This window comes from Gilliamella sp. LMG 34360, from assembly GCF_984568995.1.
Window position 1 is genome coordinate 323,176 of the sequence record NZ_OZ474900.1, and the last position, 25,862, is coordinate 349,037.

Annotated in this window: 17 protein-coding genes and 1 pseudogene; 6 read left to right on the forward strand and 12 right to left on the reverse strand. The window is 36.9% G+C overall.

Features of this window, described 5'->3' with window-relative positions:
• Positions 1-24 precede the first annotated feature (24 nt).
• Positions 25-1,257, forward strand: a complete 1,233-nt coding sequence (locus AC5LW9_RS01570; protein ID WP_493456188.1) for an ROK family protein — start codon at positions 25-27, stop codon at positions 1,255-1,257.
• Between the two features lie 46 nt (positions 1,258-1,303).
• On the opposite strand, the gene asd is transcribed toward AC5LW9_RS01570, so the two are convergent.
• The 11 genes and pseudogenes from asd to AC5LW9_RS01625 all read right to left on the reverse strand — a co-directional run bounded on the left by asd (position 1,304) and on the right by AC5LW9_RS01625 (position 10,945).
• Positions 1,304-2,407, reverse strand: a complete 1,104-nt coding sequence (gene asd, locus AC5LW9_RS01575; RefSeq protein WP_025316790.1) for an aspartate-semialdehyde dehydrogenase — start codon at positions 2,405-2,407, stop codon at positions 1,304-1,306.
• A gap of 176 nt (positions 2,408-2,583) precedes the next feature.
• Positions 2,584-3,483, reverse strand: coding sequence for a prolyl oligopeptidase family serine peptidase (locus AC5LW9_RS01580; protein WP_493456583.1), 900 nt, complete (start codon positions 3,481-3,483; stop codon positions 2,584-2,586).
• A pseudogene (locus AC5LW9_RS01585) lies at positions 3,478-4,653 on the reverse strand (prolyl oligopeptidase family protein); the annotation flags it as partial. The gene AC5LW9_RS01580 and the pseudogene AC5LW9_RS01585, both read right to left, overlap by 6 nt.
• A gap of 215 nt (positions 4,654-4,868) precedes the next feature.
• Complete coding sequence (locus tag AC5LW9_RS01590) at positions 4,869-5,300, reverse strand: PTS sugar transporter subunit IIA (RefSeq protein ID WP_065738080.1); 432 nt, start codon at positions 5,298-5,300, stop codon at positions 4,869-4,871.
• 17 nt (positions 5,301-5,317) lie between these two features.
• Positions 5,318-6,316, reverse strand: a complete 999-nt coding sequence (locus AC5LW9_RS01595) for an SIS domain-containing protein (RefSeq protein WP_065738079.1) — start codon at positions 6,314-6,316, stop codon at positions 5,318-5,320.
• Positions 6,317-6,318: 2 nt separating this feature from the next.
• Positions 6,319-7,398 carry an SIS domain-containing protein gene (locus tag AC5LW9_RS01600; RefSeq protein ID WP_493456189.1) on the reverse strand — a complete coding sequence of 360 codons (1,080 nt, stop codon included), beginning with the start codon at positions 7,396-7,398 and terminating at the stop codon, positions 6,319-6,321.
• 12 nt (positions 7,399-7,410) lie between these two features.
• Positions 7,411-8,232, reverse strand: a complete 822-nt coding sequence (locus tag AC5LW9_RS01605) for a PTS system mannose/fructose/sorbose family transporter subunit IID (protein ID WP_493456190.1) — start codon at positions 8,230-8,232, stop codon at positions 7,411-7,413.
• Positions 8,213-9,046, reverse strand: a complete 834-nt coding sequence (locus AC5LW9_RS01610) for a PTS mannose/fructose/sorbose/N-acetylgalactosamine transporter subunit IIC (protein WP_086325894.1) — start codon at positions 9,044-9,046, stop codon at positions 8,213-8,215. The genes AC5LW9_RS01605 and AC5LW9_RS01610 overlap by 20 nt, the downstream gene beginning before the upstream one ends.
• 17 nt (positions 9,047-9,063) lie before the next feature.
• Positions 9,064-9,531 carry a PTS sugar transporter subunit IIB gene (locus AC5LW9_RS01615; RefSeq protein ID WP_086308201.1) on the reverse strand — a complete coding sequence of 156 codons (468 nt, stop codon included), beginning with the start codon at positions 9,529-9,531 and terminating at the stop codon, positions 9,064-9,066.
• Positions 9,532-9,542: 11 nt separating this feature from the next.
• Positions 9,543-10,226: a GntR family transcriptional regulator gene (locus tag AC5LW9_RS01620; protein ID WP_493456191.1), complete on the reverse strand. Its 684-nt coding sequence runs from the start codon at positions 10,224-10,226 to the stop codon at positions 9,543-9,545.
• Positions 10,223-10,945, reverse strand: a complete 723-nt coding sequence (locus AC5LW9_RS01625) for a GntR family transcriptional regulator (protein WP_198236336.1) — start codon at positions 10,943-10,945, stop codon at positions 10,223-10,225. Before AC5LW9_RS01625 ends, AC5LW9_RS01620 begins: the two co-directional genes overlap by 4 nt.
• A gap of 916 nt (positions 10,946-11,861) precedes the next feature.
• Between AC5LW9_RS01625 and AC5LW9_RS01630 the strand changes: the two genes are divergently transcribed.
• The gene (locus AC5LW9_RS01630; protein ID WP_493456192.1) at positions 11,862-13,082 is read left to right on the forward strand and encodes an MFS transporter; all 1,221 of its coding nucleotides are present in this window, start codon (positions 11,862-11,864) and stop codon (positions 13,080-13,082) included.
• An 8-nt stretch (positions 13,083-13,090) separates the two neighbouring features.
• On the opposite strand, the gene AC5LW9_RS01635 is transcribed toward AC5LW9_RS01630, so the two are convergent.
• Positions 13,091-14,023 carry an AraC family transcriptional regulator gene (locus AC5LW9_RS01635; protein WP_493456193.1) on the reverse strand — a complete coding sequence of 311 codons (933 nt, stop codon included), beginning with the start codon at positions 14,021-14,023 and terminating at the stop codon, positions 13,091-13,093.
• A 147-nt stretch (positions 14,024-14,170) separates the two neighbouring features.
• On the opposite strand from AC5LW9_RS01635, the gene AC5LW9_RS01640 reads away from it, so the two are divergent.
• Genes AC5LW9_RS01640 through AC5LW9_RS01655 form a run of 4 tightly spaced genes read left to right on the forward strand, consistent with a single transcriptional unit; the run spans position 14,171 to position 25,859 of the window.
• Positions 14,171-16,171 carry a TonB-dependent receptor gene (locus tag AC5LW9_RS01640; RefSeq protein ID WP_493456194.1) on the forward strand — a complete coding sequence of 667 codons (2,001 nt, stop codon included), beginning with the start codon at positions 14,171-14,173 and terminating at the stop codon, positions 16,169-16,171.
• A 29-nt stretch (positions 16,172-16,200) separates the two neighbouring features.
• The gene (locus tag AC5LW9_RS01645; RefSeq protein ID WP_493456195.1) at positions 16,201-17,955 is read left to right on the forward strand and encodes an ABC transporter ATP-binding protein; all 1,755 of its coding nucleotides are present in this window, start codon (positions 16,201-16,203) and stop codon (positions 17,953-17,955) included.
• On the forward strand, positions 17,945-19,711 hold the full coding sequence (locus AC5LW9_RS01650) for an ABC transporter ATP-binding protein (protein WP_493456196.1): 1,767 nt from the start codon (positions 17,945-17,947) through the stop codon (positions 19,709-19,711). The genes AC5LW9_RS01645 and AC5LW9_RS01650 overlap by 11 nt, the downstream gene beginning before the upstream one ends.
• A 7-nt stretch (positions 19,712-19,718) precedes the next feature.
• Positions 19,719-25,859, forward strand: coding sequence for an amino acid adenylation domain-containing protein (locus tag AC5LW9_RS01655; protein WP_493456197.1), 6,141 nt, complete (start codon positions 19,719-19,721; stop codon positions 25,857-25,859).
• The last annotated feature ends 3 nt before the right edge of the window (positions 25,860-25,862 follow it).

Consider the following 25,862-nt stretch of genomic DNA (forward strand, 5'->3'; position numbering starts at 1 on the left):
ATTAATGAAATATTGAGATATCGTATGACCTTTAATTATCTAAACTTAGTTGGAAATGCTGATCTGATCAAACAATTAAATTATGCCATGATTTATCGTTTGATCGTTCAGCATGCTCCTATTTCTCGTATTCAATTAGCTGAAATCAGCCATTTAGCACCAGCCAGCATTACTAAGATTACTCGCCAACTGATTAAAAAAAAATTGATTAGAGAAGTTGATGCACAACAGTCAACGGGAGGGCGTCCTGCTGTTTCAATTGAAGCTAAATTTAACAATTATCAGACTATTGCTGTTCAGCTCAGTCGTTCACATGTAACAATTGAACTTTATGATATTGGTGGTCGCTGTTTAGCATCGAATGTATATCCATTAACGCATTTTACGCAGGAGCTTGCGCAAAAATATCTGATTAAATTAATTGAGCAATTTATTCAAGAAAATAATAAAAGAATAAAAAATCTTATTGCTATATCAGTCGTACTTCCTGGATTGATTGATTCTTTACATGGTATGATTCGTTATATGCCTCACATTCAAGTTAAAGAATGGCCATTAGCTGAAGAGTTACAAAAACAATTTAATGTTTCAATTTTTTTAGGTAATGATATTCAAAGTTTGGCATTGGCTGAAAGCTATTTTGGTACGACACAGAATGTGGATGATTCTATTTTAATACGTGTCCATCGAGGAGTCGGTTCTGGTGTTATTATTAATCAACAATTACTAACTAATCATAATCAAAGTGCATGTGAAGTTGGTCATATTCAAGTCGATGCGTTAGGTGAACGCTGCCATTGTGGCAATTTTGGTTGTTTAGAAAATCGAGTGGTTAATAATGCGATTGAGCATCGAGCCAAACAGATGATTGAACAAGGCTACCCAACTCAATTATCTCTGGATGAATGCAGTATTGCTAATATTTGTCATTATGCAAATCAAGGTGATGAACTTTCCATCAAGTTAATCAAAGATGCGGGTGAAAATCTAGGTCGTGCAGTTGCTATTATGGTCAATATCTTTAATCCACAACAAATCGTGTTAGCGGGTGAATTAACTAAATCATCAGAAATATTGTTAAATGCGGTAAACTGCGCGTTAAATGCACAAAGCTTAGAAGAGTTAAGAAAAAATCTTACTATCAATTGTTCATCACTCAATGACCGTTCGGCAATTGGTGCATTTGCATTGGTGCAACAAGCTTTATTTAATGGTTCATTATTAATGATATTGCTAGAAAATAATATGCCAGCATAATATATTTATAGCATAAAAAAGCCCGTTAACCGGGCTTTTTTGTTGATTAAGCTAAGATACGAAGCATTCTTCTTAATGGTTCGGCTGCACCCCATAATAACTGATCGCCAACAGTAAAGGCAGATAAATAGTCTTTACCCATATTAAGTTTGCGTAAACGTCCAACAGGTGTAGTTAATGTACCTGTAACAGCAGCAGGAGTGAGTTCTCGCATTGAAAGTTCACGATCATTTGGAACAACTTTAACCCAATCGTTATGCGCAGCAAGTAATTTTTCAACTTCTGGAACACTGATGTCTTTTTTCAACTTAATTGTGAATGATTGGCTATGACAGCGTAATGCACCGATACGCACACAAAGTCCATCAACAGGGATAATTTCGCTAGTACCTAAAATTTTATTCGTTTCAGCTTGACCTTTCCATTCTTCTCTACTTTGACCATTATCTAAAGCTTTATCGATCCAAGGAATTAAACTACCAGCTAATGGAACACCAAAATTATCCGTTGGTAAGCTACCATCTCGCATTTTTTGGGTAACTTTGCGTTCTATATCTAAGATAGAAGAATTAGGATCCTGTAGTTCTTTAGCTACTTCAGCATTAAGCATTCCCATTTGTGTTAATAACTCGCGCATATGACGAGCACCACCACCAGAAGCCGCTTGGTAAGTAGAAACAGATATCCAATCAACTAAATTTTCTGCGAACAATCCACCGAGTGACATTAACATCAAACTTACCGTACAGTTACCACCAACAAAGGTCTTTATTCCTTTGTCTAAAGCGGCATGGATGTTAGCTTTATTTACAGGATCAAGAACAATAATAGCATCATCTTCCATTCGTAGAGTTGATGCGGCATCAATCCAGTAACCTTGCCAGCCTGTTGCACGTAATTTTTTATAAATTTCAGACGTGTAATCACCACCTTGGCAGGTCACAATAATATCTAATGCTTTTAACGCATCAATATTATCTGCACTTTGCAATGTTCCTGTTTTACCGCCAAAAGTAGGCGCAGCTTGACCAGCTTGTGATGTAGAAAAGAAAACAGGGTTGATATAATCAAAATCATGTTCTTCAACCATTCGTTGCATAAGAACAGAACCAACCATTCCTCGCCAACCGACAAAACCAACATTTTTCATAGTTTATTTCCAATAAGTAGATGTTATAGGTAAAGATTATCTACTATTAAAACAAAATATTGTAATAAAACAAGTAAGATAAGAATTATTTTTGTAGTAGCGGATATGATAACGTGGTGTTATATATAATTTTATAGACAAAACTGAATGTTATACAAAAATTAGCACATCATAAGCTAGTCAGTAATATTGGTTTTCCACATAAAAAACACCACTATATTGACAAAATTATTAACAAAATGGCCAGCATCTTCATTAGCAATTACCAAGACCTGTTCGTCTAAAGAGGTGTGATTAATCTCATTAAGTCGAGCTGAAAATTTTGCACTCTGCCAAGGAAATACACGCTCATCTTTCAATCCGACCGAAAGCATAACTGGTGGGTAGTTAACATCTTCACGTAGATTAAGATAAGCATCGATTGTTTGCAGATTATTAAATTCCTGCTTATTAAAAGGTGAACCAAATTCCGGAAAATTTACACTACCAATTGGTATTTGATCTAAACGGCTCATATTCAACATACCTGAGGTGATTGATGCGGCGGCAAAAAGTTCCGGATGTGTTGCTAATGCAATGTCAATTACAATGCCACCAGCACTGGCGCCACTAATGACTAGCTTGGATGAATTTGTGTAACGATGATCAATAAGGTATTTTGCGCATTTGATAAAATCATTGACTGAATTTATTTTATTTTTTCCTTTTCCATCATGATGCCATTTAGGTCCGAGTTCTCCACCACCACGAACGTGGGCAATAGCAATAATTCCACCTTTCTCAAGCCAAATTAAACGGGTGGTATCATAATTATTAGGATAATTACTTTCGCCATAAGCTCCATAAACCGTTAACCAAGTTGGATTATTGCCATCAAGTTTGATTCCTTTTCGATGAATAAGGGTAAGTGGAATGAGTTCGCCATCATTGGATTTAACCCATTTTTGCTCTGATTCATAATCTGCAAATAGTGATGCATCAGTCTTTATTATTTTAGAATCTTCAATTAACTGACTATCAGGATCATATTGCCATATTTTTGGTGGTATATTCCAATTTTGTTGGGTAAATAAAATCTCTTTGTGATCTGAACTAGAAAAAATAGCCGTTACCTCATTACCATTAGTAATCGGAATGGATTTGATAGTATGTATATCGGCGAAAGGAATAGTAACAAATTTAGATGTTCCAGATTCATAATAAGCAAGATAAATAGCATCTTTGCTTGCTGTAAACTCCGTCAATTCCCCTTTTTTCCATTCTATTATTTTTTCTTCTCGCGAATGGATATTATCAAGGTTTAATCGAGAAATGGTATAACCTGAAAAGTTGTTATATTTAGCCAAGTAAAGCCAATTACCTCGCACCAAAAAATTCGTTACATTTTGTTTTCTATCGATGATCTTTTTCCAATGTTTGTTTTCCAAATTAAGAGAAGTAGAGTCGGTTAAATACAAATCTATGGTATCACCGGATATTGAAGATTCCACTGAAGCAACTGCCCAATTGGCAGATAGAGATAAGTAGGTATATTGGTCAGTATTAGCTTGATAATTCACAATATTGGCTTTGCCAAAAATAGCCAAATCCTTTTCAATATTGGTGCCTAAACGATGAAGATAAAGTTCTTCCGTTCCTGACTTTCGATTATCAGAATCAGCAAGATCATTACGATGATAGAAAAAAGATGAATTATTCTGCGTTCATACTAAATTTGGCATAGTAATGCCGGATATGCTATCGGGTAGGTGTGCTCTAGTTTTTACATTAATCACATTGATAGCTGAAATTTCAGAGCCATTTTCAGAAATAGCATAAGCAACATACTTACCATCATTTGATGGGTAGAAATTATATATACCATATCCTACTGGCGGATCGACTAATAATTTTTCTTTGCCCAGACGATCTTTAACAAACAAACGGTTATAAGGATGGTTCTCCGTTTCTTTTAGGTAAAAGCAATTATCGCCAACATATTGAATATTCCATATGACTGGTTGGGAATCATAGGCTGTTAAGGTATTAAATCGTTTTACTACAGAAGCTTTCCAAGGTAGAGCATTAAGTATTTTTTGGGTTTCATGTGACTTTGTTAATAACCATTCATTGGTTCGTGCTTGATCGGTTTCCATCCAACCATAGTTGTCGACTGATGAATAAGAGTTTTTAGATACACAACTAATGCAATTCATTAATGATAAAAAGATGATAATGATATAAAAATATTTTTTGAATAAGAACATTACCGTTTCCCTTTATCATATTTATAAAAAATGAAGCTTAAATAATCACCTATTTCTATCATTTATATCATGATATATCAAACGGTTATTATTATTTATTCGTATTGACTCACAATTTACCAATACTTATAGATTATTATTGCTATTTAAATAATTTATTTTGATAAAAAAAGCCCGATAATTCGGGCTTATTTAAGTTTGGCGAGTTGTCGATTTTAGAAATCTTCATCACTTGATTCATCTACACTCATTGAGGCCATATTATACCGCTCAATACCTTGAGTTCCGGCTTGTATAATATCGGGTAACAATGTTGGCAGATTTACTTCATCACGTTGCATAAAAGTTTCTAACAACATGGGGACATTTACACCAGTGACTATTTCTATATTAGGAAAATCAGCCATCAATCTAACTAAAGTATTAAATGGTGTCCCACCTTTTAAATCAACAAAACATACAATTTCTGAGCCAAAACCTTGTAACTCTTCTAGCTTTTGTTGCAGTTGTTGTTGAAAATCATCTGTTGATTGTCCCATTGCAAACGAAACTGCTTCACACTGAGATTGTTTACCACAAATCATTTCAGTTGTTTCAATTAAACCTTTCGCTGTTGAACCATGTGTACTGACTAATACAGAAATCATCGATTTAAGTTCCTATTTTAGTAATCTAAACAACGATAATAACGACGGATTGACATTGGATGACGATTTAAATGTTCAACATAAGCATCAATACGGTTATTAATAGCACGGAAAACAAATGGTGAAAGGTTTCCACGATATTTTTCTGATATGCCTGGTAACTCATAATCTTTGGTATCGATAATGGTGTAATTACCACAGATCTGAGGTAAGAATTTAGCCACTCTTTCACTTAATGGGCGCTGAGTATCTTCACCAACATAAACAGTGACTGCAGTGTCACGGTCGATAACTTCTAACGTACCATGGAAAAATTCTGCTGATTCAATTGATTTTGAGCGTAACCAATGTTGTTCTTCCCAATAACACATGGCATGAGAGTACGTTGCACCCCATTGATTACCCGCACCAACAAAATAGTGCATTGAGTCGTTATGGTGTTTTTCAGCAACTTCTTGACCAAATTTATCGGCTTTTTTCGCAACAGCAACGATATTTTTGGCAAAATGTTGATCCATTTCTTGATAAAACTCATCATAATCAGGGAATTCACCTGCTAAAAACATTAAACGATCCGCTGTCATAAAGAATTTTAATTGTTCATTCATTGGGTAAACAACTACATGATCTGACATATTTCCTAATGGAGTATCTGCTTTATCCATGAAAGCGAATACAGTTGAACCAACTTCTTTTTTAATTTTATCAATAGCAGCAACAACTTCTTGTGTTGTACCTGTTACAGAAGAAATAATAATCAATGTGTCTTTAGTGATACGTTTGTTGCCTGTGACTAAATATTCAGCAGCATGTTGAACGAAAGTTTCAATGGCTGTTTTTTCTTTCATATGGACAACCGCTTGCATTGATGATGCATAAGTACCACCAATACCTAACCAACAAACATTGCTATAACCACGCTCGTGGATTTTATCGATAAATTCATTAATTTGTGGTCTTAATGCTAAAGCACCATTCATGCTGTCCAATTCTTTCTTTTCATCATATTTTCTCATTTTTAGATCCTCTTAATTTTCGAGCTAGTTATTTCATCAAATTCTGGATAGGTTGATTTTTCAAGGTTATGACCTTTTAATCTTGAAACTTGGTAACTTAATAGATGAATAGGGACAGTCATAAACAATGATGCATATAATTCATCTATATCGACATTAAGGCACAAGTCCTCTTCTTTAAGATTGTTACTATTATTGGCATAAATAGTTGAGACATTTTTAACATATTTGTCTAAAAAAACTTTCAGTAAGTTCGCTCGTTGAGCTAACTGACCGTGGGGTTCAAGAAACACGATATGATCATCCTCATGTAATCCTAAATATGGGCCATGCATGTATTCTTCGAGTTCCTTACCAAAAGCGGTATTACGTACGGTTTCGGTAAATTTTGTTTCGCCTTCTCTGGCAACTCCGTAGGTTGCACCATAACCAATAAATATTACTCTTTTAGCGTGATAAAACTGATGTTGATATTGATTGACCCACATTTGGGATTGTTCAATGACTTTAGGAAGTAAATGAGTTACTTTCTGAAGTTGATCCAGATAACTATTAAATTGTTGATCATTCAAACTCCCCTTTTTTTGAGCAATCACTAAGGAAATCAATATTAAATCAAGAATGGTTACGCTATAACCGGCACTTACATAAGGCATTTCTTCAACTGGAATTCCCATAGATAACACATGATTACTAATTTTATACAGTGGGCTATTGGGATTGCTGGTGAGCGTATAGATGGTTTGGTTATTTTTTATAAATTCTTCAACTAAATGAATCGTTGAATAACTTTCCCCACCTTGTGAAATAGCAAAATACAAAGTATTAGGATCACTGTAATGTAAATAATTAGCAGCGATTGATGGATCCTCAATATAAACAGGTATCTTTAAGATTTTACTCATTAAAGATCTTGCACCATAAGCTGCATTAGAACTTGAACCTGTTGCAAATATGACAATTGAGTCAAGTTGTTTAATTTTACTTAAGTCAATATGTTGGGTGAACAGTGTTTGATAATCATCCAAGATGTTCTGATAATATTCAGGCTCTAATGCAACATAATCAGCGATACTTTTCATTTTTTCCCCTTATTATCCTAATAATCCACTCCAAGCGCCAAAAATACCGATACAAGCTATCAGTAATAAAATCCAAGGTGCTTTAAGGCCTTTTTTATCTAATAAAAAGATAAATAAGGTAAATAACAAAGGTAATATTTGTGGCACAATACCATTAAAAATATCCTGTAATGATGTGGCATCATCGCCAGAACCTATTGTTAATGGCATATTGAGTGTCACCATCGTCGCCACCATGGCCCCAACAACCGATAGCCCCAAGATAGAAGCCCCATAAGATAATTTATCCATCAAACCCGTCTTTTGAACTTTTTCAATAAAAGATGCACCAATGTTATAACCAACGAATAGACCATAATAACGAGCTAAAATAGCAGGAATATTGAAAATTAATAGAAACAGAAGTGGTCCTAAAATATTGCCTTGCATTGCTAATGAAGTACCAATACCTGTGGCAATAACTCGTAAGGTTCCCCAGAAAAATGAATCACCCAAACCACTTAATGGTCCCATTAATGCAACTTTGACATCATTAATTGAACTTTCATCAAAATCATCATTCAGGGCATTTTGCTCTTCCATAGCAATGGAAATACCTAACGGGAAAGTAACTAGCCAAGGTGTAACGTTATAAAATTCTAAATGTCTTTGATAAGCGCTAGTTAATTGTTCTGGTTTTTGACTATAAATTTTTTCTAAAGCGGGACGGATCGCAAAAGAATAACCTAAATTCATTTGTCGTTCATAATTCCATGACCACTCCGCAGTAAAAGAACGCCAAAAGGTTCGCATTAAATCATTTTTAGTTAAAAGTTTAGAATTCTTCATTTTCATAGTCGATCTCCTGTCCTACTAAAGCATTGCCTGAATGATTATTAACTTCTTGATTGTCTGAGGTTGTTAATTTTTTTCCGGTAAATGAAGAATAACCAGTAAGAATTAACGCCATACATGCGCCAAAAATAGCAACACCAGTGACAGGTACTTTCATATATACTGCTACAGCAAAACCAAGAATAAAGAATGTTGCATTGGTTTTTTTGATCATAATTTTCATTAACATAGCAAAACCAAATGCAGGTAATAAGCCTGTTGCGATTCCTAAACCATTAATGACAAAATCTGGAATAACTTCAAGCAAGCCTTTAATTGCTTCACTACCAAATAGATAAGAAAGTCCGACCACTAATCCAATTGGGAGGTTGATGGAAAAGAAACCACCGAAGATATTCATCCTATCAACCCCTTTACCGTTTCCTTCACTCGCATACTTATCTGCTTTATGAACAAAGAAAGGTAAAATAAATAAGAAACATAAGTTTTTAACAATTAGTACCAGAGAAGCAATAGGAATACCTAAAGTTAGAGCAACAGCCGTACTTTTACCGGCTCCAATTGCAAAAGCCGTTCCGAGTACACTCCCTGATATAATTTCTGGCGGGATAGATGCTCCAATGGAAAATGAACCAACAAAGGCTAATTCTAAGGTTGCACCAATAATAATACCTTGGGTGATATCTCCCATTACTAATCCTGCTAAAGTACAGGTAACGAGAGGTCTTGATAACATTGATGAACCTAAAAAGTATTCACCATTAGCTAACATAGCAATCAAGGCCAAAATAATTGCTGTAATAACAATACTCATTTTGTGTTCCTTTTTGTCTATTTTTCAAATTTTTGCTTAGATTCATTTGGTATTTGTTGTATGTAAACTTCAACACCATCTTGTTGTAATCCAGCTAATAGATCTGCTTCTAATTCTGTTAAATTGATCGTTTTAGAGTAATTCTTAGTTCCATCACGAGGTTTAGTTCCTCCTAGGTTAAGACTAGTTATTTTTCCTTGCGTACCTCGGATTAATTTTTCTGCATCTGCAACGGATTCAACGACGATTAGCATTTGATATTTATCCGTTACGCCCGAGTTAATTGCTTCAATACTGTCATCAACAGACTTCATTACTAATTTTGCGTTTTCTGGTTTAGCTAATCGAATTGCTGATTTACGAAGTTCATCACTCGCTACAGCATCATTGGCAACTAAAATAGTATTAGCGCCAACATTTTCAAACCATGAAACAACGACCTGACCGTGAACTAAACGGTGATCAACACGTAATAATTTAATCATTTGGTTACCTCCTAGGTGAAATCGACCACATATTTAGTATTACTAGCAAACTTATATTCAATGGCTATCGGTTCTCTATTAATATCAAAATAGTGATTAGAAATTTTAAATAATGGATCGTTAATTTTGCATCGTAGCTGTTTTGCTAATTCAGCATTTGCCACAATTAGCTGTAAATCTTGCTCTAATTTATCGACCTTTTTTTTGCCTGAGTTAGTGATTTCGAGCGCTGATAAAACTTTGATTATAGATATTTGGAAATCGGGGAAATTATTAAGAGGTAAGAGAAAAATTTCTTTAACTACACTGTTTTTTGCAACTTCTAAAAAACTGATGTAATAGATAAGCTCGGAGGGTTTTATTTTTAATAACTGGTTATAGTAACTTCCGGCTTGCCTTAAATAGGCCTCTTTAATAATTTTTTTATGATTCTGGTAAATATGTGGTTTGATAATTCCTGTCATTTCTAAAATATTTTGGGTAGATAAGGTTGGTGCAACAAATAAACCAACCCCTTTTTTCCTAACCACCATATTTTTATCAACCAGCAAATCAATTGCTTTTCGAACAGTTGTTCTACTGACGGCATAATCCTTTTGCAACTGTCCTTCTGGTGGTAATTCAGATCCAACCCTATAATGTCCAGTATTTATCTCATCCATTAAATGAGAGGCTACTTTTTCAAATAACTTCATTGATGTGTTACCTCATAATTGAAGATATTTTTAGCCGATAAATGATATCGAAATCGATTGCCAATTAAATACTGATCGGTGTGTTCAAATGGTTGGAAATTATTATCAAAACTATAGCTTGATACTTTATAAATTGGTGTACCTTCAGCAACTTGTAAATATTTGGCCTTATCATCAGTAGCTGCCTCATAAGTAATCTCTTCTCTACCGTGGCTTGGTGTAAAATGGTAGTGTTCTTTTAAAAATTCATAAAGAGAAGTACCGTTTAAATCTATTTTATCTAAATTTTTAAATTTTGATGATGGTAAATAAGTAATTTCATAAGAGAGGGGATCTTGGTTTAAAAAGCGTTGTCGAATAATTCTAATTAACTGATCATTTGAACCAAAGAATTCTCTCAAATCAGCAGGCATTTTAATTATCTGGTTGGAAAGTACTTTTATTTTTATTTGAATATCATCTTCTTTTTGAACTTCTTCACTAAATGAAGACATCTTTAGCATATTAATTTCAAAAACTTTATGGAATGGTAAGTTTTTATCATTTTGAAAAACATATCCTTCCATCGCTAAATCATTCAAGGCGTTGCGTACCGTGGTTCGACTGACACCAAAGTATTCGGCAAGTCCTCTTTCTGTCGATTTATCTTTAATTATGTTGAGATTAGCTCTAATTTTTTCTTCAACATCTGTTTTTACAGCGATATCACGATATTCCAAAGGTCACACTCCATTTGTGGGCTTTTTTATCCATTAGATATATCTTAATCCATATAAGATGTTTTAAAAAATAATAAAAAAAATACATGTTGTCAATTTTGAGAACCAAAATTGATATAGAGATCACAATTTTTATCGTAATCTCTTAAAATTATTCAGATAAAATTAATAATGGTGATTAATCTATTTAATTCAGATGATTAGTTTTAATTAATGAAAGTGATTAAATATAAGAAACAATGGACAGATAATAAAAAAGCCCACTCAAATGAGTAAGCTTTTTTATTTAAAATTGGTCGGCGAGAGAGGATTACTCGCATAGCTAACGACAGATTTGCAAAGCCAGAAACCTACTAGCAAAAAATAGGCTCCTTTGTGCTTCAATGGCATATTTCCGATCCAAACCTAGATAGGAATCGAGATAATAAAAGATGACAGCGAGATATTAATTAATATTTTGGGGATTTCTTACAATATGAAGAATAATAATATCAAGTGCCATATGAATGGTGCTCTTTCCGATGAAATATACCTTTTATTACTTTTTTTACTTACTTTCTTATTTCAATTTCTAATAAATAGAAATGAATAATCTATTGGAGGTTTGATGACAAATAAAAGTGAAATAAAAAAAATGAAGTTATTCGAAAAATATATTGCTGAGCCTGATCAATTCGAAAATTGCTACACTCATCACAATAAAGTCTTACCATTTTAATCATTACTATTATAAAAATAACGACTAAAAACAAAGTAATCCTTATCACAACCAAATGATAATAGTTATCATTAAACTTGATTGTACTTTTTTTGAAGATTTTGTACACCAGCATTATCCAATATCTATTTTAGAATGAGTTTTTGGCTCCAAAAAGTAACAGTGGATAATAATTGATGAAAAAAACTTTGTACTTTTGTGGATATTTTTATATTTAATGGTGGCGTTCTTTTGAAACTTATATTTGCAATTGGCTCATTTTATTTTGTTCAAACATTAATCGGTGGTATTGTCTTTCAAGCGATACCTGCCTGGCTACGGAGTCATAATGTGGATTTGTACACGATTGGTTTAGTGTCACTTGCTATGATTCCTTGGACACTTCGGGTTCTTTGGGCGGGGGGGGTTGAGCGTTATAGAGTTACTACATCAGGGAAAGTTCGAAGCAAACAAATTGTCATTGCAGGACAAGTGGCTCTGGCGGTGATATTAATTGGCCTATCATTCATACATGAAAATATGTTCATCACACTAATCTCACTATTAATTTTATTATCATTAGTTTGTTGCACGAGTGAGATTGCTTGTGATGCTTATATGATTGAGAATTTAAATTCAAAATCATACGGTATCGGCAATGGATTACGGATTGGATGTGGTTATTTAGGAATGGCAGTAGGCGGTGGCGGGTTAATCTATCTATGTGATAAATGGGGATGGCAATCCTCCTTACTTGTCTATAGTGCATTACTACTCTTTTTATTGCTACCTTTGTTATTAGCGCCGAGTATCAATCAGCTTCCTGTTACAGAAAAAAGCTATCAGAGACCATCTCTCATTAAAACACTAAAGCAACCAATGATGCTAAAGGCGATCGTTTTAGTCTTTTTCTTTGAGATTAGTGGTCGTTTAATTTCATCTATGCTATCTCCTTTTGCGATTGACGCCGGACTTTCTCTAGAGAATTTAGGCAAAGTAACCAGTTTTGGCGGTGCTGCTTGCGGGATGCTAGGTACTTTATCAGGTATGCTCTTTATCCGGATTATAGGCTATCGCTGGGCACTCTTATTGGCGACCCTATTTAAATGCTTGTCAATCAGCTGCTTTATCATATTAAGTCTTCAACCTGATATAAATCCAATATGGCTTATTATTAGCTATCTGTTTTTTAACTACACTTTTTCCGTGGGCTTAGTTTGTCTTTACTCGTTCCTAACCACACAAGCGTCGTTGAAGCAAGCTGGATTAGATTTTACATTATTTCAATGCGGAGCAGCGCTTGCTGCCGGATGTTCTGGTTATATCGGTGGTATAGTTGCTCATTATATGGGTTACGTTACACTCTTCAATCTCACTTTAGGCTGTGCTTTATTCGTACTTATTTTTTTGTATCGAAGCTCAATTCTAAAAGCAGTATAGATTTTGTATTAATTGCAACGATAAGCATGAGGTGTGATACCAAACACCTCAACAAATCGTCTGGAGAGATGACCGGCACACGTAAAGCCGCATCGAGTTGCAATATCACTGACGGTTAATGTGCTTTCATTCAGTAATTTTGTCACCTGTTGCAAACGATAGTTGATAATGTAGCGGTGTATACCAATATCGAACATCTTTTTAAAGTCTCTATTTAATTTAGACTCACTCACTCCAATAATTTTAGCAATATCCTTTATGATTAAATGAGTGTGAAATTGCTCGTGTATAACTAATTGTGCATTAATTACATTTTTGCGATCTCGACCAGTTAAGCTGCTCCTGAACGGTTCTCCATCTGTCGATGAGGAGTAATTTAATTGCTCTAATGTTAACCACAGTGCGTTAAGGCTTAATCTTTGTATATTGAGTTGTGATAAAGCATCAGAAGATCTTCTGGCTGCTTGCAATCGTTGTGCTATATCTTTGAGCATAGGTGTAAGTGTTAACCGCCAAATACAGAAATTTGGTGAAGAAAATTGCATATTAGCACGATAGCTATTTAGTGAGCGCTCATTGAATATCTCTAATAGATTGTCAGAACAGAATTGTAACAATATTATGTTATAGCAGTAATTAGCAGGGAAAAAATCGGTGCCATATATAGTATCGTGTGAGTAAGATAGATAGACTCTATTGGGTTGATAAGACACGACTGATTGAGAACCATGTATATGATGATGCACTGATCCATTGAGCATAAACACTAATGATAAATGCTTATCAACCTTTGTATCATTTCGAATATCTTGTAACGGAGCCATTTCTACAAAGCCAGCATTAAGTAATCCTTGTATATTAAACCATTCAATGCTTTCAGAGAGTTGCTTGTCTTTTGTTACCAGTTTAGGGGTATTTTTACTATAGCGAATGGTTTTCATCTCTCACCTCTCCATCATTATTAAATGATAATAATTATCATTATCCTTAATTATACTTTTTTTGAAGATTTTGTACACCAGCATTATCCAATTTCTATTTTACAATGAGTTTTTTCTCAAAAAGAAAGTAACAGTGGATAATAATCGATGAAAAAAACCCTTATATATTTGTGTGGTTTAGGTTTGTTATATAATGAGGAATTGCTAGCAGAACAAATATCTAAACAAAGCGATCGAGAAACTAACTTTGATACTATTATTGTAACTGCAAGTAAACAATCTAATAATGCAGCCTCTTCACTGAATGTATCTTCTAATACTATTTCTCAGGCGGAACTCGAAGCCGCGGGGGTAGATGATACTAAAAAACTCTCTCGGGTATTGCCCGGCTTGAATATACAAAACAGTGGTAATTTACTATTTCCTGCGATATCACTAAGAGGTATCTCTTCTGCTCAGGATCTATATACGCCTGCAATCACATTTTATGTTGATGGCGTACCACAATTGTCGACTAATTTAGTTCAGTCTTTGATCGACATAGATCATGTCTCCATGATGAAAGGCCCACAAGCCACTCTTTATGGCCGCAGCGCACAGGGCGGTATAGTTAATATTAGCACTGCAAAGCCTAATAACCTATTTCGTGGTTACATTGATGGTGGTGTTGCTAGCCGAAAAGGTTATCATAGCCGTTTTAATCTCAGTGGCCCTTTGGTAGAGGATTTATTCTATGGAAGCGTCACATTGTTGCGTCAGTCACAACCAGGCGCATTCAATAACCCATCCACTGGTTCACAAAGATTGGGTGGATCAGATGAAAATACGGGTAATATTAAATTCAGGTTAGCTCCAATAGCCGCACCCTGGGAAATCAATTTTAGTGCAACAGAAGATAGAACTCACTCAACTCAGGATACATATTTAGACTTTAAAAATACACACAGTCGCAAACTATTAACGTCTGCGGGTAGTTTAGATCCGCGTATGCATCGTCGTACACATAGTCAGACTCTAAGTGGAAGTTATGATTTCGGCGATTGGTTACTGACGGCTAATAGTGCTTGGCAACAACTGAAATATGAACGTCGTTTTCCTTATGGTCCTTTCTCAGCGCAATCCTCGGAGCATTGGAATCAAAATACACAGGAAATTCGCGCAGCAACACAAGGTGATAACCGCTTATGGGATGGTGTATTGGGGTTATACCGACTGGATATTGATGAAACTCGCAAATCCAGTTCAACAGATTCTTCAGTCTCCTCGCAATCATTAGCCATTTATATGGATGGAACTTGGCATGTTTCCCTATTTGATTTGGGGGCCGGTTTACGCGCTTCTCATGATAAAGCGAAGACGCATTATGGTAAAAATAGCTTCTGGTCCGCCGGGAATAATAGTGATAATCAAGTATTAGGTCAGTTTTCTGCTGGTTATCTTTTAACGCCGAACTGGCGTATTTATACGCGCGTCGCACAAGGATATAAGTCTGCCGGCTTTACTATTACGCCACAAGCTGGTACTCACGCAGAGCCTTTTGTTGCTGAAAAATCGATTAACTATGAGATTGGCTCACGCTATGAAATAGATGATTTTCAGCTTCAAAGCGCCGTCTACTATACCCATACTCGGAATATGCAGCTTTACTCTGGTCCGATGGGTTCTCAAACATTGAAAAATGCAGGTAGTGCAAATGCCTTTGGTATTGAAGCTGATGCAAAATGGTTATTTACAACCGGATGGGTGGCAACACTAAATGGCAATTTAGCCCACTCTAAGTTTGCTAGTAATGTGACTGCTGATGATTATGCTAATAATCGAGTTCCTTTTATTCCTAGGTATGGTGCTGGGTTTAGTGTAGATGGCTTAGTTGCAACGTCAATAGGCGCTGTAATGCCTAGAATAGCTGTGAATGTGACTGGCCCTCTTTACTTTGATGGTAGTAATCAACTACGTCAAGGTAGTTATAGTACAACTGATATTAGTCTTGGCTGGCAAATCAATGAAAGAATTACTATGTCCGGTTATATCAACAATATTTTTGATAAACGCTACCGCACATACGGTTACGCACGAGGTAATAGAGCTTTTGCTCAATTCAACGAAGGCTTAACTGCGGGTGTTAACATAAAAGTTGAGTTATTTTAAGTTTGGTTCATATAAGTTCGGGGAAAGTTATGAACATTTCTGAACCACTGAGTTTTATCCTATTAGTAAAGTTAATGGGTAAGGCTTTTTGGATATCAATACTGACAGCAATCATCTCAACCATTATGACGCTGGTACCCATTTGGATACTTTACATTATGGTGAGAAAACTGACTATTGCCACAATGTCTGTTGAACTTATCTATTCATGCCTGGTTGCGGCATTCATTGCAATGTTGCTTCGCTGGGGATTAATTGTGATTAGCCATGTTAGTGCTCATCATGGCGCATTAAAACTAGCTTATAATTTAAAGTTGCATTTAACTCACAAGCTGGGATTAGTTCCCTTATCATTTTTTAGCACTCATACAGCAAGTGATTTACGTAAAGTAATTAATGATGATATCGCCGCATTAGAAAGTTTTCTAGCTCATTTTTTGCCTGATGTAGCTTCAGCGCTCACTCTGCCGATCGTTGGATTATCATTGTTAATTTACGTAGATGTGTCGATGGCGTTTGCTGCGATTCTATTATTGCCAGTGGCGGTTTGGTGCCAGTGGTTATCTATGCGAGATAGTAACGAACAAGCGCGTCAGTGGGGAGAATTACAGATCAATATAGCCCAAAAGGTGAGTGAATATATCCGTGGCATTGCCGTGATTAAAAGCTTTGGGCTGAGGGCTGATTCGTTTCGTCAACTCAGTCAGACAATTCGTGATGTCGCACCTTGGATAGAAAACTATTGTAAAAAGAATATGTTCGGCTGGAATTGTTTTAGTTGTTTACTTTCAAGCAATTTAGTTCTAGTGGCTCCTATTGGAGCTTGGCGCTGTTTTCAAGGGAATTTAGCACCAGTTGATTGGTTGCTGTGTTTATTGATCGCTCCTGTGATACTTCAGCCGTTTTCACGCCTTGTATTTGCGTTTTCGGAGCAAGCCCAGCGGCAGGGCTCTTTAGATCGTCTTAACCAGATAGTAAATGCATCACAGATGACAGTATCTCAAAAGATTGATAAAGCGAGTTTACCAACGGGAAACCTTGTGCTGTCGTTCTCTCTCGTTTCTTACCGTTACGATCATCAAAAAACAGCCCTTCAAGAAGTAACCTTTAATACATTGCCACATGGATTAACCGCTATTGTTGGACCCAGTGGGTCAGGGAAAACAACGATTGCACGTTTAGCAACACGATTACTTGACTGTGATAACGGTGAAATCACTTTAGGTGGGCTCAATATCCAGCATTGGCCTGTGGAAGAGTTGTTTAAACAGATATCAATGGTATCTCAGAATGTATATCTTTTTAATGGTACAGTTATGGAAAATTTATTACTCGGCCGACCGGATGCTAATAATGAGCAGGTAATTGCAGCAACACAGGCAGCTTGTGCTCATGAATTTATTCTCTCTCTACCACAAGGATATGACACCCAAATTGGTGAAAATGGCGCCCGCTTATCGGGAGGCGAACGCCAACGCCTTTCTATTGCCAGAGCATTATTAAAGGATGCCCCTCTTTTAATTCTGGATGAAGCAACTGCTTATGCAGATAGTGAGAACGAATGGCTTATTCAACAGGCTATCTCTAATCTTTGCAATGGGCGAAGTGTTCTAATGATTGCCCATCGCCTCAAAACGATTATCCATGCAGATCAAATAATCGTTGTCGATCAAGGAAAATTGGTTGGTCAGGGACGCCATGACGAACTGCTTCTGAATTGTCCCTGTTATTACCAACTCTGGCAAGATATCGAGTTGGATGGAGAGAAAATAGATGATCATTAAATTTATTCGCGCCGGTTATCAGTTGGTTGGTTATCAAGATCGTCGGTTAACGAAAGGATTATTTCTGGCGGCACTTGATGGTTGTTTATTGACTGTAAGTTATTACATTGTTGCACAACTTATCTTATCCGTTTTCAATACAACCATTTCATTACAGATAATCCTGCTAAGCACGGTCGGTTTATTGTCCTGCCTGCTGGGGCGAATTTATTTAAGTAATTTGGCGTTAAGCCACGTTTTTGGTGGTACTTATGCCATGATGGCTGAAGCTAGAATTCGAATTATTAACCATCTACACGCTTTACCACTAGGTTGGTTTTCAGCCAAACGAACAGGTGATTTAAGTGTTCGTTTAACATCCGATCTTGAGCTAATCGAATGGCTTTGGACGCATTTTTTAGCTGTCTTTACCAGTACAATAGTCACGATGTTATTACTATTGGCATTTCTATGTTGGATTGATATCTTTTTAGCTTTGCTTGTCATTATAACGATTCCCTTTTCCTTTTGGGTTATGACATTAACGCAGCGAGTCATTAGTCGTTATGATGAAAAAATGTTGGATACTGCCAGTGATGCACAAGCAGAGTTATATGATTATATACAAGGTATTAACGTTATTCGCTGCTTTGGCCAGTTTGGTACAGCCTGGAAGCGTCTTTCTAATGCATTGTTTCAACAATATCAAGCGCAGCTTATGTTGGAAACTAAACCCTCAACATTAGTCGCACTGTTTGGTTTTGTCAGTGAGTTCAGTTTTCTATTATTGCTCGTATCAGGTGGATATTTGTTGTTTCAGGAACATTTAGATATTCAGCACTTTATCCTGATCAATTTTTTTTCACTGATTGTCTATCGGCAGTTACAAACACTTGGCGATGGATTAATAAAACTTCGATTTAGTTCACGAGCCATGGAACGTATCAAAAAACTACTGAGTGAAACACCAGTTGCACCATATAATGATGGGAATTCCTCTGTAATCCCTGAATCCAATGAAATTACTGTGCAACAGGTCAGTTTTACCTATCCTGAGCAATCCTGTCCAGCCTTACAAAATATTCATTGCCACATTCAGAGTAATGCGATAACGGCTATTGTTGGTCCAAGTGGTTCAGGGAAAAGCACTTTGTTACAACTGATTGGTCAAATGTGGATACCAAGCTCCGGTCAGATTCTTTGGGGTGAACATGATACTAAGATAATTTCTAGTGAGATCTTACATCGCAATATTGCCATGGTATTTCAAGATGTTGTTTTGTTTTCTGCATCAGTATTTGACAACATTTTGATGGGTAATCATACCGCTACAGCTGAGCAAGTTATTCAGGCAGCTAAACTAGCTCAAGCTGATGAATTTATTCAGCAGTTGCCCAATGGTTATCAAACAATTCTTGGTGATAATGGTTACTCATTATCAGGCGGAGAACGTCAACGACTTTCAATTGCTAGGGCATTATTAAAAAAAGCCCCTATCATTTTATTGGATGAAGCGACAGCCAGTATTGATGCTTCCACTGAACTGGCAATACATCGAGCATTAGAAAAATTATCTCAGCATTGTACTGTGGTGATTGTTGCTCATCGTTTAAATACAATACAAAAGGCTCAGAAAATACTTGTTATGAACGCTGGATGTTTGGTGGAACAAGGGGATCATGACGCCCTGCTTCGCCAAAATGGTCTTTATGCTCAATTGTGGCAGCGTCAACAGCAATCGCTCTCATGGCAGCTTACCCCATCAAACGAGGAATGATAACGCGATGACTACTTCAACACAGACAAAATTAAACGATTTTACACAATGTGATGTGTTATATCAGGCGGTGATTGAGAAGCTGTCTGATATTCCTGAACACTTCTCTGTCGATAGCCCTTTACTTGATGCCGGATTAGATTCAATGCAAATCATGTTGTGGTTAAGTGAATTTCGGCAACAAGGGTATATTGTTGCATTAAGCCAACTTTATGAAAACCCAACAATCAGGGGCTGGAGCCTGTTATTATCTTCTGTACCCCATAACCAGCAGCTTGATCAGACCAGATCGGATTATCCTGTTATGGTTGATCAACGGCCATTTCCGTTGACTCCTGTGCAACATGCCTACTTTATTGGTCGTCAGTCTCATCAAATTTTAGGCGGAGTAGGTTGCCATCTTTATCAGGAGTTCAACTGTTCTAACATAAATGTAGAACAACTGGAAAGTGCTTGGCGGCAGTTAACCTCCCGTCATCGTATGTTTCATGTTCATTTTACTGATAATGCACAACAGTGCTGGCACGAGGAAGATCGTTGGCGAGGGATTACTGTTCATGACTTACAAAATTTAGATACCAACTCGCAACAACATGAATTGTTTATGATAAGGCAACAACTTAGTCACCGACGACTTAATGTTGAGGAAGGGGAAACGTTTGATGTACAAGTCAGTTTATTATCTAATAAAATGTGCCGGATTCATATTAATTTAGATTTACTGATTGCTGACGCTGCTAGTTTTACTCTGATTTTTGATGAATTAAGTTTGATATTACAAGGTTCTTTACTACCAGAACTTGACCCTCATTACGATTTTTGTAGTTATTTAAGTCAGAAAGCGCAAGAGACTGCACAAAGTTATCAAACAGATAGAGAGTATTGGTTGTCTCTGCTTCATACGTTTCCTGCTGCACCTGCACTACCATTAGCCATTCTACCGGAACAAATAACTTCTGTTAGAATGCATCGGCGTAGCCATACTATTTCTGCCGTTCGTTGGGCTATTTTTCAGCAATATGCCAGTCAATTTGGTATTACGGCTACAATGGCACTTGTAACCTGTTTTGCTGCTGTTTGTGCTCGATGGAGTAATCAGCCCAATTTACTGATCAATTTGACACTGTTTGATCGGCAACCGCTTCATCCTGCTGTTGAATCTATGATTGCCGATTTTACGAATATTCTCTTACTCAATCTAAACGTTGATGAGTCAACATTTGCGCAACAGGCTCAACGTAACCAAATGCTATTTACAGACGCATTTGATCACCGAGGATTTTCTGGTGTAGAAATCCTGCGAGAGCTAAAAAAGCAGCATCAGCATCCTTATGGTGCTCCCTTGGTATTTACTAGCAACTTAGGTAGAAAACAGTATGGTAATAACAATATTTTAGGTGAACCCGGCTGGGGGATATCGCAAACACCGCAGGTTTGGATTGACTCAGTGGTTTTTGAGCAACAAGAGCAGGTTATTTTGCAGTGGGATTCTCATGATGCCCTATTTAATGAGGCTGTTGTTGAAGAGATGTTTAGTGCATATTGCTCTTTGGTAGAAAACCTTATTGAAGAGGAAGCACAATGGCAAATATCGCCAGTTATCGAATTACCTGAATCACAACGCCAGCATCGGGAGTTGATTAACAATACCAGTGCTCCTGTCACTGCTAGTCTATTACATCATGGGATCTTCATACAAGCGGCAACGAACCCGGACGCTATTGCGGTAATTACTGACGATCGAACAATAACCTATGCAGAATTATGTTCATCTGCCGATAGTTTGGCGGGAGTACTCAGTAAACATATTCGCGAACCGGGGCAACGGATCGCAATTTGTATGCGGAAAGGATTAGGACAAATTGTTGCCGTATTGGCCATTTTACGTCTCGGTGGTGTTTATGTACCAATAGCGCCCGAACAGCCTACTGAGCGTATTCAAACAATATTACGTAATGCCGAGGTTGCCGCAGTGATTATTAATCATAGAGAAGAACTGAATGATTACGATATTCTATCTGGTGAAATACCCTTTATTTCATGGTACACGACAAAAGAAATATCACTACCAATAATCATTGATGTCCATCCTGACCAGCCGGCTTATATCATTTATACATCTGGTTCGACTGGGGTTCCTAAAGGTGTTGTTGTTAGCCATCGTTCGGCGTTGAATACATGTCTGGATATCAATCAGCGTTATCAAGTAAAGCCTGCGGACAGAGTACTTGCATTGGCTGCTCTTTATTTTGACTTATCGGTATATGATATTTTCGGCTTACTCAATGCGGGTGGTAGTTTGGTTCTTTTGACAGAAAAACAGGCGCGAGATCCTGAAGCTTGGTGTCAGGCAATTGAGCGATACAATGTGACCATTTGGAATAGTGTGCCAGCCCTGCTCGATATGCTATTAACTTATAGCGAAGGATTTGAACTGACCGCTCCAGCACAATTAAGACTAGTGTTGTTATCTGGCGACTGGATTGGTTTGGATCTACCCGAGCGTTATCACATCTTTCGCCAAGATGGGCGTTTTATTGCCATGGGGGGAGCTACGGAAGCGGCAATTTGGTCTAATGCTTATGAAGTTAGCAAAATAGAGCCTCACTGGCACTCAATTCCTTATGGTTATCCACTCACTAATCAATGTTATCGTGTTGTCGATTCGCGAGGACTGGATTGCCCCGATTGGGTGGCTGGTGAACTCTGGATTGGTGGTGTCGGTGTCGCACAAGGATATTTTGCTGATTCAGAAAGAACGGCTAAACAATTTATCACAGATAATTTGGGGCAACGTTGGTACCGCACCGGCGATATGGGGCGTTATTGGCCTGACGGACGTTTAGAATTTCTAGGACGACAGGACCGACAGGTTAAAATTAATGGTTTCAGGATTGAATTAGGTGAAGTGGAATCGATTATTAATCATCTTCCTTTCGTTAATCAATCTATTGCGATGACAATTGGTGATAAAGAAAAAACATTGATAGCCTTCATCAAACTTGAAGTTGAGGATAAAGCTAACGCTAGTTTGCAGAGCAACGATAGTTCTGACTTTATGATTGATATACTGGGTAAAATGGAAACTGGGTTCGAGGATGATGCCCTCACCTTGGTGTCTCAGTTTTTGAGAAAACATTTTGCTGATAGTGGCATCGAATTCGTTACACCACTTAGTCTGGAACAAATAATTAGTCAATATGGTGCAAAAAAAGATTATCAGCAATTATTACAACAATGGTTAGATGTTTTAGTTGATAGGCAAATGCTGGATTATCAGTGTGGTCAATATGTTCAGGGGCCTTTATATTCTGTTTCTCATACTTTTTCACCTAAGCTGCGGCCTCTTTCAACTGCATTAGTTAATCACTCTAGTCTGTTAAAACAGATTATTTCTGGGCAAGATGATGCGATCACACTACTACTTGATCCCGAGTTAGCGCCGGAAGTGTTACTTGCATACTTACCTGAATCAGACGCAATGGTAGATCAAGTGGTTGAGATGGTGGAAAATCTTGCGGCTAAATTTAATCGACCCGTTAATATGCTAGAGATCGGTGCTGGTATGGGGATTTTTGCCAATAAAATATTGGCAAAGCTAAGTAGCACAAAAGTTCACTATCTGGGGATTGATAATCTTAAAGATCGAGTTCTTCACGCTCAGCAATATTTAAAAAATTATTCTCATGCTACAGTTGATTGGCAACGGCTGGAGCATTTATCACAACAAGATTTTAATGCTGATTTAGTTCTCATCAATAATCAATTGCATCAGCAAACATCTATTAATAATAGTTTGAGCGCAATTTGTCAGGGTATTTCTAAACAGTCAATTATCATTGTTTATGAGTTAGCGCAAGCACCTTGCCTATCTTTATTGTCTGCTGCGGTGCTAGAAAAAATACCGTTATCACATCGATTAGCATCGGAAGAGTTTTGGCTCTCTACATTTAAAAAACAGGGTTTACTTTGCCAAAGTCACGAACAATTTGGTGTAATGCAACGATTTATTCTCTCTCAATCTAATTATTTACAACAAAGCGTTGATACCAACCAGCTAAAAGAATTGCTTGGCAAGCAGTTACCATACTATATGGTGCCTTCCCGATTATTTTTGGTAAATTGCTTCCCGTTAAGTGCAAACGGAAAAATTGATCATAAAGCCTTGCTAGGCCTGATAACAGAAGAAATAGTAAAACCCGAGTATACTCCATTATCGACGGATGCTGAGCGTCTTGTCGCTCAATGTTGGCAAGAGTTATTACCGGAAAGAAACTTTCATCGTCAGAGTGATTTTTTCCAGTTAGGGGGTGATAGCTTACTGGCCACTCGACTTATCAGTTTATTAGCAAATCATGGTTATACCGCTAGTCTCAGTAACTTATTTATTTCACCTAAACTATCTGAATTTGCCGCTACACTGAGCGTTATAAATTCTGATGATATCGCAAGCAATATTATATTTCCTTCCCAAGACGCTCAGGAAGGACAACCTTTTGCGCTCACTCCCGTCCAACGAGCTTACCTTTTGGGACGAGAAAAAGCTTTGGTCCTTGGTGGCGTTGGTTCTCATTTTTTTGCAGAGTTTACTGTATATGATTTAGATGTTTCTCGGTTTGAAAATGCGGTTGATCAACTGGTAGAGCGTCATCCGATGCTACGTACCATCATCGAAGAGGAACAACAAAGAACCTTAGCCTCGGTACTTAACTTTACATTAGAAACGCATTTAGTAACGTCATATGACACAGAACAAGTGCAGGTATTACGTGATTTAATATCTAACCGTGTTCCAATACCAACTCAATACCCTGTTTTTTCTATCATTGCCATTCAAGATGGTAGTCATAAAACGTTACTTTGGTTCAGTTTAGATAACCTATTTTTGGATGGGATGAGTATGCAGACGTTCTTTGTTGATCTGGAAAAACTTTATAAATATCCCGATAAACCATTATCATCGCTTAATATAACATTTCAACGTTATCTTAGCCAAACTGCACAAAATAGTTGTTTACCTGAGTCTGTAGAATATTGGCGAAAATCTTTGCCGTCACTGCCTCTAGCTCCGCAGCTTGAACTTGTTCAATCGCCACAAACAATTACTGAACCTCGGTTTACCCGCCGTCATGCAATGCTGACGGCTGAACGTTGGCAAAATCTTAAAACTTATGCCATGAATAATAACCTTACGCCGTCCATTGTTTTACTTAATTCTTATGCCTTAGTTCTATCAATGTGGAGTCGACAAGCTGAACTTACGATTAATTTGACATTGTTTGATCGCTTACCTATTCATGATGATATTGATCGGGTTATTGGCGATTTTACTACCCTATTATTACTGGCTTGGTATCCAGATAAAACCTGGTTAGAGAGTGCTAAAACCTTACAATATCGTATGGCAAATGATTTAGATCATCGTGATGTCTCTGCAATAACGTTGTTGCATCAACTTTCTGAAATGAAAGGATATCCTGTATCCATGCCTATCGTATTTACCAGTGCAATAGGTTCAGGGAAAGGTAATTTTCTGGCAAGTGAGGGCTGGTTACATTATGAAAGAGGGATATCACAAACACCACAAATATGGCTAGATAATCAAGTCTATGAGTCTGAAAATTGTTTACGCATTCATTGGGATGCCGTCGAAGCACTCTTTCAGCCTCAACAATTACAACTGATGTTTGATCAATACATTGGTATATTGGAAAAATTGAGCGACGATCCAAATGCTTGGTTATTACCTTTAGAATCTTTGCTTGTTAGGCAAATTCCTTTGGTTACGCCTATTGCTGAGCGATTATTCTTACCCAACAAGACTACTAACGGTGATGGGGCTCTGATTGAATTAATTATCCAGACATTTAAGCAAGTTGTAGGATCTTCTATCACAGCTAAACAAAACTTTTTTGATGCCGGTGCTTCATCATTACAACTGGTTAAATTACATATTGAACTGACTTCTCATCATGATATGGATCTGGTTGTTACGGATCTGTTTGTGTATCCGTCACCGCAAAAATTAGCTGAGAAGTTAGTATTTTCGCCACAAACCCAGAGTAATCAACAACAATCCCGCTTAACACTATCTAAACGACGTCAACAACGTCGCTTACAAAAAATACATACCGAGAATGGCAACTAAGGA

What these genes read in the sequence shown, in the direction of transcription:
- AC5LW9_RS01570 (WP_493456188.1), top strand. Translation starts at nt 25, where the DNA reads ATGACCTTTAATTATCTAAACTTAGTTGGAAATGCTGATCTGATCAAA.
- asd (WP_025316790.1), bottom strand. Translation starts at nt 2,407, where the DNA reads ATGAAAAATGTTGGTTTTGTCGGTTGGCGAGGAATGGTTGGTTCTGTT.
- AC5LW9_RS01590 (WP_065738080.1), bottom strand. Translation starts at nt 5,300, where the DNA reads ATGATTTCTGTATTAGTCAGTACACATGGTTCAACAGCGAAAGGTTTA.
- AC5LW9_RS01595 (WP_065738079.1), bottom strand. Translation starts at nt 6,316, where the DNA reads ATGAGAAAATATGATGAAAAGAAAGAATTGGACAGCATGAATGGTGCT.
- AC5LW9_RS01600 (WP_493456189.1), bottom strand. Translation starts at nt 7,398, where the DNA reads ATGAAAAGTATCGCTGATTATGTTGCATTAGAGCCTGAATATTATCAG.
- AC5LW9_RS01605 (WP_493456190.1), bottom strand. Translation starts at nt 8,232, where the DNA reads ATGAAAATGAAGAATTCTAAACTTTTAACTAAAAATGATTTAATGCGA.
- AC5LW9_RS01610 (WP_086325894.1), bottom strand. Translation starts at nt 9,046, where the DNA reads ATGAGTATTGTTATTACAGCAATTATTTTGGCCTTGATTGCTATGTTA.
- AC5LW9_RS01615 (WP_086308201.1), bottom strand. Translation starts at nt 9,531, where the DNA reads ATGATTAAATTATTACGTGTTGATCACCGTTTAGTTCACGGTCAGGTC.
- AC5LW9_RS01620 (WP_493456191.1), bottom strand. Translation starts at nt 10,226, where the DNA reads ATGAAGTTATTTGAAAAAGTAGCCTCTCATTTAATGGATGAGATAAAT.
- AC5LW9_RS01635 (WP_493456193.1), bottom strand. Translation starts at nt 14,023, where the DNA reads ATGAAAACCATTCGCTATAGTAAAAATACCCCTAAACTGGTAACAAAA.
- AC5LW9_RS01640 (WP_493456194.1), top strand. Translation starts at nt 14,171, where the DNA reads ATGAAAAAAACCCTTATATATTTGTGTGGTTTAGGTTTGTTATATAAT.
- AC5LW9_RS01645 (WP_493456195.1), top strand. Translation starts at nt 16,201, where the DNA reads ATGAACATTTCTGAACCACTGAGTTTTATCCTATTAGTAAAGTTAATG.
- AC5LW9_RS01650 (WP_493456196.1), top strand. Translation starts at nt 17,945, where the DNA reads ATGATCATTAAATTTATTCGCGCCGGTTATCAGTTGGTTGGTTATCAA.
- AC5LW9_RS01655 (WP_493456197.1), top strand. Translation starts at nt 19,719, where the DNA reads ATGACTACTTCAACACAGACAAAATTAAACGATTTTACACAATGTGAT.